Origin of the sequence: Pseudomonas rustica (assembly GCF_049959085.1) — a bacterium.
GTDB lineage: Bacteria > Pseudomonadota > Gammaproteobacteria > Pseudomonadales > Pseudomonadaceae > Aquipseudomonas > Aquipseudomonas rustica.
The window spans coordinates 2,029,059-2,040,162 of sequence record NZ_CP188200.1 but is presented as its reverse complement, the minus strand read 5'-3'; the positions used below and the strand labels follow the sequence as shown (position 1 = coordinate 2,040,162).

Below are 11,104 nucleotides of genomic sequence, written 5' to 3'. Positions count from 1 at the left end.
CAGATGCTGGCGTATATTTTTCGGCGACTGCTGCTGATCATCCCGACCCTGTTCGGCATTCTGCTGATCAACTTCGTGATCATTCAGGCCGCGCCCGGTGGCCCGGTGGAACAGATGATCGCCAAGCTTGAAGGCTTCGAAGGCGCCACCAGTCGCATCGCTGGCGGCGGTGCCGAGGTCTCGGTGGCTGGCTCGTCCTATCGCGGCGCGCAAGGGCTGGACCCGGCGCTGATCAAGGAAATCGAGCACATGTACGGGTTCGACAAGTCGGCCCCGGAACGCCTGTGGATCATGGTCAAGAACTACGCCTCGCTGGATTTCGGCGACAGCTTTTTCCGCGACGCCAAGGTCATCGACCTGATCAAGGAAAAGATGCCGGTGTCGATCTCGCTGGGACTGTGGAGCACGCTGATCATGTACCTCGTCTCGATCCCGCTGGGGATCGCCAAGGCCACGCGGCACGGCAGCCACTTCGATGTGTGGACCAGTTCGGCGATCATCGTCGGCTACGCGATCCCGGCGTTCCTTTTTGCGATCCTGCTGATCGTGGTGTTTGCCGGCGGCAGTTATCTCGACTGGTTTCCGTTACGCGGGCTGACCTCGAACAACTTCGATGAGCTGAGTTTCGGCGGCAAGATCCTCGATTACTTCTGGCACCTCGCGCTGCCAGTTACAGCACTGGTGATCGGCAACTTCGCGACCATGACCCTGCTGACCAAAAACAGCTTCCTCGACGAAATCAACAAACAATACGTGGTCACCGCCAAGGCCAAAGGTCTGACCCGCCATCGCGTGCTCTACGGCCACGTGTTTCGCAACGCCATGCTGTTGGTGATTGCCGGTTTTCCGTCGGCGTTCATCGGCATCTTCTTCACCGGTTCGCTGCTGGTGGAAGTGATTTTCTCCCTCGACGGTCTCGGCCTGATGAGTTTCGAAGCGGCGATCAACCGCGATTACCCGGTGGTGTTCGGCACCCTGTTCATCTTCACCCTGCTCGGGCTGGTGGTGAAACTGATCGGCGACCTCACCTACACCCTGGTCGATCCGCGCATCGACTTCGAAAGCCGGGAGCATTGAGATGAACCTGTCCCCTCTCAACCGCCGCCGCTTCGAACTGTTCAAGGCCAACAAGCGTGGCTGGTGGTCGCTGTGGCTGTTTCTGATTCTGTTCGGGCTGAGCCTCGGCGCCGAGCTGATCGCCAACGACAAGCCGCTGGTGGTGCATTACGACAACAATTGGTACTTCCCGGCGATCAAGCGCTACCCGGAAACGACGTTTGGCGGCGAATTCCCGCTGGAAGCCAACTACAAGAGCCCGTACATCCGCGAACTGCTCAAGGCCAAGGATGCGTGGGTGTTGTGGGCGCCGATTCCGTACAACTACCAGAGCATCAATTACGACCTGAAAGTCCCGGCGCCGGCGCCACCGTCGGCGGACAACCTGCTCGGTACCGACGATCAGGGTCGCGACGTGCTGGCGCGGGTGATTTACGGCTTCCGTATTTCCGTGCTGTTCGCGCTGACGTTGACCGTGTTGAGTTCGATCATCGGCGTGATTGCCGGCGCACTGCAGGGTTTTTATGGCGGCTGGGTCGATCTGGCCGGGCAGCGTTTTCTGGAGATCTGGTCGGGGCTGCCGGTACTGTATCTGCTGATCATTCTTGCCAGTTTTGTGCAGCCGAATTTCTGGTGGCTGCTGGGGATCATGCTGTTGTTCTCGTGGATGAGCCTGGTCGACGTGGTGCGCGCCGAGTTCCTCCGAGGTCGCAACCTCGAATACGTGCGTGCGGCGCGGGCGCTGGGCATGCAGAACGGCGCGATCATGTTCCGCCACATCCTGCCTAACGCCATGGTCTCGACCATGACGTTTATGCCGTTCATCCTCACTGGCGCCATCGGCACCCTCACCGCGCTGGACTTTCTCGGTTTCGGTTTGCCGGCCGGCAGTCCGTCGCTGGGTGAACTGGTCGCGCAGGGCAAATCCAACCTGCAAGCGCCGTGGCTGGGCATCAGCGCCTTTGCCGTGCTGGCGTTGATGTTGAGTTTGCTGGTGTTTATCGGCGAGTCTGCTCGCGATGCCTTCGACCCGAGGAAGTGAAATGAATCAGGACAATCTGATCGAAGTGCGTGACCTCGCCGCCGAATTCGGTTTCGGCGAGCGCGTGCACCGCGTCGTCGAGGGCGTGAGTTTTGACATCAAGCGTGGCGAAACCCTGGCGTTGGTCGGCGAATCCGGCTCGGGCAAATCGGTGACCGCGCACTCGATCCTGCGTTTACTGCCTTATCCGATGGCCCGCCATCCAGCCGGCAGCATCAATTACGCCGGGCAAAACCTGCTGGGCCTGAGCGAAAAAACCATCCGCCATATTCGCGGAAATCGCATCGCGATGATTTTTCAGGAGCCGATGACCTCGCTGAACCCGTTGCACTCGATCGAGAAGCAGATCAACGAAGTCCTCGGCATCCATAAAGGCCTGACCGGCAAAGTCGCGACCAAGCGCACGCTGGAACTGCTGGAGATGGTCGGTATCCCCGAGCCGCACAAGCGTCTCAAGGCCCTGCCCCACGAATTGTCCGGTGGCCAACGCCAACGGGTGATGATCGCCATGGCGCTGGCCAACGAGCCGGAACTGCTGATTGCCGACGAGCCGACCACGGCGCTGGACGTGACCGTTCAGCTGAAAATCCTCGATTTGCTCAAGGAATTGCAGGCCAGATTGGGCATGTCGCTGTTACTGATCAGTCACGATTTGAACCTCGTGCGAAGAATTGCGCATCGTGTATGTGTCATGCAGCGCGGTTGCATCGTCGAACAGGCATCGTGCGAAGAGCTGTTCCGTTCGCCGCAGCATCCGTACACTCGGGAATTGCTCGGCGCGGAGCCCAGCGGAGGCCCGGCGACCAATAAAATCGGCGCGCCGTTGCTTGAGGTCGAGGACTTGAAAGTCTGGTTCCCGATCAAGAAAGGCCTGCTCAAACGCACGGTGGATCACGTCAAAGCGGTGGACGGCATCAATTTCAGCCTGCCTCAGGGTCAGACTCTGGGGATTGTGGGGGAAAGCGGTTCCGGCAAATCCACGCTGGGTCTGGCAATTTTGCGTTTGATCGGCAGCAAAGGCGCGATCCGCTTTGAGGGCAAGCAGCTAGACTGCCTGACGCAGAACGAGGTTCGCCCGTTGCGGCGGGAGATGCAGGTGGTGTTTCAGGATCCGTTTGGCAGCCTGAGCCCGCGCATGTGCGTCAGCGATATCGTTGGCGAAGGTCTGCGGATTCACAAGATGGGCACCGCCGAGGAGCAACAGGCGGCGATTATTGCGGCATTGAAGGAGGTAGGTCTGGATCCGGAAACCCGGCACCGCTACCCCCACGAATTTTCCGGTGGGCAACGGCAACGAATTGCCATTGCCCGGGCCTTGGTGCTGAAACCGGCGCTGATCCTGCTGGACGAGCCGACTTCGGCGCTCGACCGGACGGTGCAGCGGCAAGTGGTGGAGCTGTTGCGTTCACTGCAAGCCAAGTACAACCTGACGTATTTGTTTATCAGCCATGACCTGGCTGTCGTCAAAGCGCTGAGCCACCAGTTGATGGTGGTCAAGCATGGCCAAGTGGTCGAACAGGGAGACGCGCAAAGTATTTTTGCCGCCCCCCAACATCCGTATACACAGCAGTTGCTGGAAGCCGCTTTTTTGGCACCAGCCACTGCGCAATAACCTGAAAGAGGAGCAACACATGGGTTTTCTCGCCGGTAAGCGCGTACTGATCGTCGGTGTCGCCAGCAAGCTGTCCATCGCATCCGGCATCGCTGCCGCCATGCATCGCGAGGGCGCTGAGCTTGCCTTCACTTATCAGAACGACAAACTGAAAGGTCGTGTTGAAGAATTCGCCCAAGGCTGGGGTTCGAGCCCTGAGCTGTGCTTCCCGTGCGACGTGGCCAGCGATGAAGAAATCGCCAAGGTCTTCGAAGCACTGAGCAAGAAGTGGGATGGCCTGGACTGCATCGTCCACTCCGTTGGTTTCGCCCCGGGCGACCAACTGGACGGCGACTTCACCGAAGCCACCACCCGTGACGGTTTCCGCATCGCCCACGACATCAGCGCCTACAGCTTCGTGGCCCTGGCCAAAGCCGGCCGCGAAATGATGAAAGGCCGCAACGGCAGCCTGCTGACCCTGTCGTACCTGGGCGCCGAGCGCACCATGCCGAACTACAACGTGATGGGCATGGCCAAGGCTTCGCTGGAAGCTGGCGTCCGTTACCTGGCCGGCTCCCTCGGCCCGGACGGCACCCGCGTCAACTGCGTATCGGCTGGCCCGATCCGTACCTTGGCAGCGTCGGGCATCAAGAACTTCCGTAAAATGCTGGCCGCCAACGAAGCGCAAACCCCGCTGCGTCGCAACGTCACCATCGACGAAGTCGGCAACGCCGGCGCCTTCCTGTGCTCCGACCTGGCGTCGGGCATCAGCGGCGAAATCATGTACGTCGACGGCGGCTTCAACACCACCGCCATGGGCAACATCGAAGAGTGATCTTCGCTTAGCCGATAAAAAAACCCGCCAATCTGGCGGGTTTTTTTATGCCCGCAACCCCGCCTCCTGTGGGAGTGAGCCTGCTCGCGATGGCAGTGGGTCAGGTAATGATGATGTTGAATGGACGGACGCCTTCGCGAGCAAGCTCACTCCTACAGGGGGGGGGTGTGGTGAAACGGGGTTTTGTGAACACCCGAGAAACCTGTGGGAGTGAGCCTGCTCGCGATGGCAGTGGGTCAGGTAATGATGATGTTGAATGGATGGACGCCTTCGCGAGCTGGCTCACTCCTACAGGGGGGTTGTGGTGAAACGGGATTTTGTGAACATCCGAGAAACCTGTAGGAGTGAGCCTGCTCGCGATGGCGGTGGGTCAGGCGATGATGATGTTGAAGGGATGGACGCCTTCGCGAGCAGGCTCGCTCCCACAGGGGATTTGTGGTGTGACGGGGTTTTGTGAACACCCGAGAAACCTGTGGGAGTGAGCTCGCTCGCGAAAGCGGTGAGTCAGGCGATGATGATGATGAATGGCCGGGCGCTATCGCGAGCAGGCTCACTCCTACAGGGGATTTGTGGTGAAACAAGATTATGTGAACACCCGAGAAACCTGTGGGAGTGAGCCTGCTCGCGATGGCAGTGGGTCAGGCGATGATGATGTTGAATGGCCGGGCGCTATCGCGAGCAGGCTCACTCCTACAAGGAATTTGTGGTGGAACGGGGTTTTGGGAACACCCGAGAAACCTGTGGGAGTGAGCCTGCTCGCGATGGCGGTGGGTCAGGCGTGGAGATGTTGAATGGATAGACGCCTTCGCGAGCAGGCTCACTCTTACAAGGAGTTTGTGGTGGAACGGGGTTTTGGGAACACCCGAGAAACCTGTGGGAGTGAGCCTGCTCGCGATGGCGGTGGGTCAGGCGTGGAGATGTTGAATGGATAGACGCCTTCGCGAGCAGGCTCACTCTTACAAGGAGTTTGTGGTGGAACGGGGTTTTGGGAACACCCGAGAAACCTGTAGGAGTGAGCCTGCTCGCGATGGCGGTGGGTCAGGCGTGGAGATGTTGAATGGATGAACGCCTTCGCGAGCAGGCTCACTCCTACAGGGGATTTGTGGAGAGACGGGATAACGAGAGTACCCGAGAAACCTATGGGAGCTGACTTGCCAGCGATGGGGCCCGAATCAACAGCGCTTCAGGGCCTGCTTGTGCGCATACATCGCGCCATCCGCGTCGGCCAGCAAGCGATCCACGGTTTCATGGCGTTTGGCGTCGTACTCGATCTGCCCGACGCTGAAGCGAATCGCATAACCCCGATGCAGCGTGGCATTACGCTCTTCAAGGATCTCCTTGAGCCGCGCCATGATCGCCGTGGTTTCGATATGACTCGACCCCGTCAGCAGCGCGACAAACTCATCACCACCCAAGCGCCCGACCACATCGCTCTCGCGAAAGGCAATTCGCAGCACATCGGCAAAGGTCTTCAGCGCGCTGTCGCCCTCGGCATGCCCGTATAGATCGTTGATCTGTTTGAAATCATTCAGATCAAAAAACAGCAACGTCGCCGGCCGCTCCAGTCGTGCGCAGGCGTCCAGCGCATGCTGCGCCAGTTGCTTGAACCCGCGACGATTGGACAGCAACGTCAGCTCGTCCATGCTCGCCATCTGCACGGCCGTCAGTTCTTGCTCGGCCATTTCCGCCAGATCACGCAAGAGCGCGCGTTCTTCGTCATCAAGTTCGCGAGGCTTGGTGTCGAGCAGGCACAACGTGCCCATTTTATTGCCGTTGGGCACGGTCAGCGGGTAACCGGCATAAAAGCGAATATTTGGCTCGCCGATCACCAGCGGATTATCGTGGAAACGCACGTCCTCCCGCGCATCGGGCACCAGCAGCAGACCATCATTGAGAATCGCATGCCCGCAGAACGAGATATCCCGTGGTGTCTCCGTAGCCGCCAGGCCCACGCAGGACTTGAACCACTGACGATCCTTGTCGACCAGCGTCACCAACGCAATCGGCACATTGAACAGTCGTTTGGCCAGCCGCGTCAGCCGATCGAAACGCTCCTCCGGCGCCGAATCGAGAAGGTCGAGGCCGTGCAGCACCTGAATTCGCGCCGCTTCATTGGCAGGTTTTCCTGGAACCAGCATTCGCACACTCCGTTGGCATCAATGACTTTCAGCGTAGCGCAAATCAGCGCTAACTCCCCCCATCAGATGCCCGCCACCGGACATGGCCCGCCCGCGTCGGCCCAGAGCTTGAATTGCTCGACAAAAATGTCATGCGGCACCGGCACCGGCGCGCGCCCTGCCCCGGGATTCCAGCCCCACAACACCAGTTTGTCTTCGCTGACGTGTTTGATCAGCGCCGCGAAATCGCGATCGCCGTTGCTGGAGCGATCCTTGATCATCGCGCAAAGTTTGTCCGGCGGCAGGCCGATCCAGGCCATTTTGTGCGCCGCGGGTGGCAGGCTCCAATGCGGCGCACCCGGCGGTGCATGCGGGCCGTAACTGGCCGGCGGATTGTTTTCCGCGTGACAGGTGGCGCAGGGCAAACCGGCCGCGCCCTTGCCGTCCATGCCGCGCACCACGTTCATCGCATGCGGAACGCCCGCGTCGAACTGCAGCGGCGAATCGCCGGGGATATGGCAGTTCTGGCAGCGCGGACTCTGGAAGACTTTCTGCACCGTGCCGAACGCCTTCAATGCTTCCTGATCATCGGCAAACAAGTCCGAGGCATAACCGCCGAGCCCCAGCAAAACCACGGTGCCCAACACTAGATGTCGTTTCATCTCACACCCCCGACAGTTGCAGCGGCAACTCGCGCAGACGCTGCCCGGTCAGGGCGAACACCGCGTTGGCCACCGCCGGCGCAGTCGGCGGCACACCGGCCTCGCCGATGCCGCCGGGTTTGTCGCTGCTGGGCACGATGTGCACTTCCACGACCGGCATCTCGTTGAGCCGCAGCACCTGATAATCGTGGTAGTTGGACTGCATCACCGCGCCGTCCTTGAGCGTCAGTTTGCTGTGCAGCGCCATGCCCAGGCCGAAGGTGATGCACGATTCCATCTGCGCGGCGATGCTCTGCGGATTCACCGCGATCCCGCAGTCCACCGCGCAAACCACGCGGTGCACGCGAATCGCCAGATTGTCCTGCGACACCTCGGCGACCTGCGCCACGTAGCTGCCGAACGATTCGTGCACCGCCACGCCGAGTGCATGACCATCCGGCAACGGAGCCTTCCAATTGGCCTTCTCCACCGCCAGATTCAAAACACCTAGATGCCGAGGATGGTCCTTGAGCAAGGTTCGTCGGTACTCGACCGGATCCTTGCCCGCCGCCGTGGCCATTTCATCGATCAACGATTCCATGACAAAACCGGTGTGGCTATGGCCCACCGAGCGCAGCCACAACACATTGATGCCAGTCTGCGGCGAATGCAGATCGACCTGATGATTGGCCAGACCTTTGACGTAAGGACTGTCGGCCACGCCCTCGACCGACGTCGAATCGATGCCGTTCTTAACCATGGTTTGCTCCAGCATGGTGCCCGCCATGATCGACTGCCCGACCAACACATGCTGCCAACTCGACGGCAAACCATCAGCACCCAAACCGATCTTCGCCTGATGCAGGAACATCGACCGGTAGTAACCGCCACGAATGTCATCTTCCCGCGACCATACGGTTTTCACCGGCATAGCCGCGGCTTTCGCCACTTGCACGGCTTCGGCAACGAAGTCCGACGTTGGATTGGCTCGACGCCCAAAACCGCCGCCAAGAAACTCGGTGTGGATTTCCACTTGTTCAGGCTTCAGCCCGGTGATCTTGCCGGCGACCATTTGATCCAGCGTCTGAAACTGCGTCCCCGTCCAGATCTCGCATTTCTCGGCACTGATCTTCACCGTGCAATTGAGCGGTTCCATCGGCGCATGGGCCAGATACGGCACGCTGTATTCGACATCGATTTTCTTCGTGGCTTTGCCAAAAGTGCCCTTGGCATCCCCGGCCTGACTGGCTGACGTGCCTTGCGTCGTGGCCAGTTTGCGGAAACTCTCCAGCAATTTTTCACTGCTCAGATCCGCATGCGGGCCTAGATCCCAGTCAATCTTCAGCGCATCCCGCCCGAGCTTCGCCGCCCAATAATGCTCGGCAATCACCGCGATGCCGGTCGGTACTTGCAGCACTTTGTGCACGCCCGGCACCGCCAACGCTTCGGCGCCTTCGAAGGATTTGACGCTGGCACCAAACACCGGCGCGCGCGCGACCATCGCCGTCATCAAGCCTTCGAACTGCACGTCCATGCCGAACTTGGCGCGGCCGGTGATTTTCTCCGGGGTGTCGAGGCGCTTGGTCGGTTTGCCGATGACTTTCCAGTCCTTGGCTTCCTTGAAGGTGATCGATTTCGGATCCGGCACGGGGAGTTGCCCGGCGGCGTCCGCCAGCTCGCCGTACGTCGCACGTTTATCGCCGGCAATCACCACGCCTGACTCGGTGCGAATCGCCGAGGCCGCCACTTCAAAACGCTTCGCCGCTGCTTCAACCAACATTTTCCGAGCGGTCGCGCCTGCCAGCCGATAGCGATCAAACTCCATCCATGTCGACGTTGAACCGCCGGTAATCTGCATGCCGCCAAACCCCGGCATGCCGTAGTCCGCTGCTGATGCGGGCGAATGTTCGACGCGGATCTTCGACCAATCGGCATCCAGCTCTTCGGCAATCAACATGGTCAGGCCGGTCCAGATGCCCTGGCCCATCTCCGAATGCCCGAGCAACACGGTGACGCTGTTGTCCGCCGCGATGCGCAAAAACGCATTCGGCGCAAAGACCTTGCCTTCGTTCTCGGCCGCATAGGCAAACTTATGTCCGCCGGGGACGACGAACGCCACCACCAAGCCGCCGCCCAATACGGCGCTGCCCTTGAGAAAACCCCGACGCGATACAGGACTGTTCATCACCCGACTCCCACGTAATCAATCAGCCGATTTCCGACGCACGCTTCACCGCTGCGCGGATTCGCGGATAGGTGCCGCAGCGGCAGATATTGCCGGAGAGCGCCTGGTCGATATCGCTGTCGGTGGGTTTGGGGATTTTCGCCAGCAATGCGGCGGCAGACATGATCTGCCCCGACTGGCAGTAACCGCACTGCACCACGTCGAGTTCGGCCCAAGCTTGCTGCACCGGGTGCGAACCGTCGGTGGACAGGCCTTCGATGGTGAGAATTTTCTGCCCATGGGCCACGGCGGTCGCCGGCGTAATGCAGGCGCGCAACGGCGCCCCGTCGACGTGCACGGTGCAGGCCCCGCACTGGGCCATGCCGCAGCCGAATTTGGTACCGGTCAGGTGCGCGACATCGCGCAGGACCCAGAGCAACGGCATGTCCGCGGGGACATCGAGCTCCTGATCCTTGCCATTGATATTCAAGGTCAGCATTGGGGAATTTCCTCAGACTCACGGTGTTCTGAAGGGGCGCCGCTGTGGCCAAACATGCCTACGCGCGCCTCGGCTTATCCCTTTCAGCAAAGCCTAAATTGCGCATGAAGCCAGACGTTGCGACCACCGGTCATGCAGATGTCGACTTTAATCCTACAGTTGATAACGGCTCGCACCCGAGCCATCACCTTAAAAAACGCGTCACGAGCGAAACCGGTCCGCGCCCACCGCGCGGGTTATCCATCACATTGGTCTGGAGTAGCGAACATGGGATTTGTCACCACCAAAGACGGCGTCGAAATCTTCTACAAAGACTGGGGCCCGAAAGATGCGCCGGTGATCCACTTCCACCACGGCTGGCCGCTGAGCTCGGACGATTGGGATGCGCAGATGCTGTTCTTCCTCGGCAAAGGCTTCCGGGTGGTTGCCCATGATCGCCGTGGGCACGGACGTTCGAGCCAGGTCTGGGATGGCCACGATATGGATCACTACGCGGATGATGCGCTGGCGGTGGTTAATCACCTCGGTGTGAAGAATGTTGTGCATGTCGGCCACTCGACCGGGGGCGGTGAGGTCATTCATTACATCGCCCGGCATGGCCAGGACAACGTCGCCAAAGGCGTGTTGATCAGCGCGGTGCCGCCGTTGATGGTGCAGACCGAGAGTAATCCGGGTGGGTTACCGAAATCAGTGTTCGATGAGTTTCAGGCGAATTTGGCGGCAAATCGCGCGCAGTTTTACCGGGATATTCCGACCGGGCCGTTTTATGGCTACAACCGGCCGGGGGCGAAGGCGTCCGAAGGGGTGATCGCCAATTGGTGGCGCCAGGGCATGATTGGCGGGGCGAAGGCGCATTACGACGGGATCGTGGCGTTTTCGCAGACGGACTTCACCGAAGACCTGAAGAAAGTCACCGTGCCGGTGTTGGTGATGCACGGTGAGGATGACCAGATTGTGCCGTACGCAAACTCGGCACCGTTGTCAGCGAAGTTGCTGCCCAACGGCACACTGAAGTCGTACCCGGGGTTCCCGCACGGGATGCCGACGACGGAGGCGGATACCATTAACGCGGATCTGCTGGCCTTTATTCGCGGCTAAAATTGCTGGTCATACACACTCTCCCCTGTGGGAGCGAGCCTGCTCGCGAAAGCATTCAATC

At 60.0% G+C, this 11,104-nt stretch carries 9 protein-coding genes; 5 read left to right on the top strand and 4 right to left on the bottom strand.

The genetic code is table 11. From position 1 onward, the window contains the following. Positions 1-3 precede the first annotated feature (3 nt). The 4 genes from ACP3TY_RS09565 to fabI are packed head-to-tail and all read left to right on the top strand — an operon-like array spanning position 4 to position 4,524. Positions 4-1,077 (top strand): microcin C ABC transporter permease YejB, encoded by a 1,074-nt coding sequence (locus ACP3TY_RS09565; RefSeq protein WP_201226938.1) that lies wholly within the window; start codon positions 4-6, stop codon positions 1,075-1,077. A gap of 1 nt (position 1,078) precedes the next feature. After that, positions 1,079-2,098: an ABC transporter permease gene (locus tag ACP3TY_RS09560; protein ID WP_053119376.1), complete on the top strand. Its 1,020-nt coding sequence runs from the start codon at positions 1,079-1,081 to the stop codon at positions 2,096-2,098. Position 2,099: 1 nt separating this feature from the next. Next, positions 2,100-3,710, top strand: a complete 1,611-nt coding sequence (locus ACP3TY_RS09555) for an ABC transporter ATP-binding protein (protein ID WP_426619825.1) — start codon at positions 2,100-2,102, stop codon at positions 3,708-3,710. Between the two features lie 19 nt (positions 3,711-3,729). Beyond that, positions 3,730-4,524, top strand: a complete 795-nt coding sequence (fabI, locus tag ACP3TY_RS09550) for an enoyl-ACP reductase FabI (RefSeq protein WP_007910591.1) — start codon at positions 3,730-3,732, stop codon at positions 4,522-4,524. Positions 4,525-5,696: 1,172 nt separating this feature from the next. Here the strand turns inward: fabI and ACP3TY_RS09545 are convergent. The 4 genes from ACP3TY_RS09545 to ACP3TY_RS09530 all read right to left on the bottom strand — a co-directional run bounded on the left by ACP3TY_RS09545 (position 5,697) and on the right by ACP3TY_RS09530 (position 9,945). Next, a complete protein-coding gene (locus tag ACP3TY_RS09545) occupies positions 5,697-6,662 on the bottom strand; it encodes a sensor domain-containing diguanylate cyclase (protein WP_053119370.1) in 966 nt (321 codons plus the stop codon). A 62-nt stretch (positions 6,663-6,724) separates the two neighbouring features. Then, positions 6,725-7,303 (bottom strand): hypothetical protein, encoded by a 579-nt coding sequence (locus ACP3TY_RS09540; RefSeq protein WP_159815511.1) that lies wholly within the window; start codon positions 7,301-7,303, stop codon positions 6,725-6,727. 1 nt (position 7,304) lies between these two features. Beyond that, positions 7,305-9,467: a molybdopterin cofactor-binding domain-containing protein gene (locus tag ACP3TY_RS09535; protein ID WP_426619824.1), complete on the bottom strand. Its 2,163-nt coding sequence runs from the start codon at positions 9,465-9,467 to the stop codon at positions 7,305-7,307. 22 nt (positions 9,468-9,489) lie between these two features. Beyond that, a complete protein-coding gene (locus ACP3TY_RS09530; RefSeq protein ID WP_003224136.1) occupies positions 9,490-9,945 on the bottom strand; it encodes a (2Fe-2S)-binding protein in 456 nt (151 codons plus the stop codon). 267 nt (positions 9,946-10,212) lie between these two features. On the opposite strand from ACP3TY_RS09530, the gene ACP3TY_RS09525 reads away from it, so the two are divergent. After that, positions 10,213-11,043, top strand: a complete 831-nt coding sequence (locus ACP3TY_RS09525) for an alpha/beta fold hydrolase (protein WP_426619823.1) — start codon at positions 10,213-10,215, stop codon at positions 11,041-11,043. Positions 11,044-11,104: the final 61 nt, after the last annotated feature.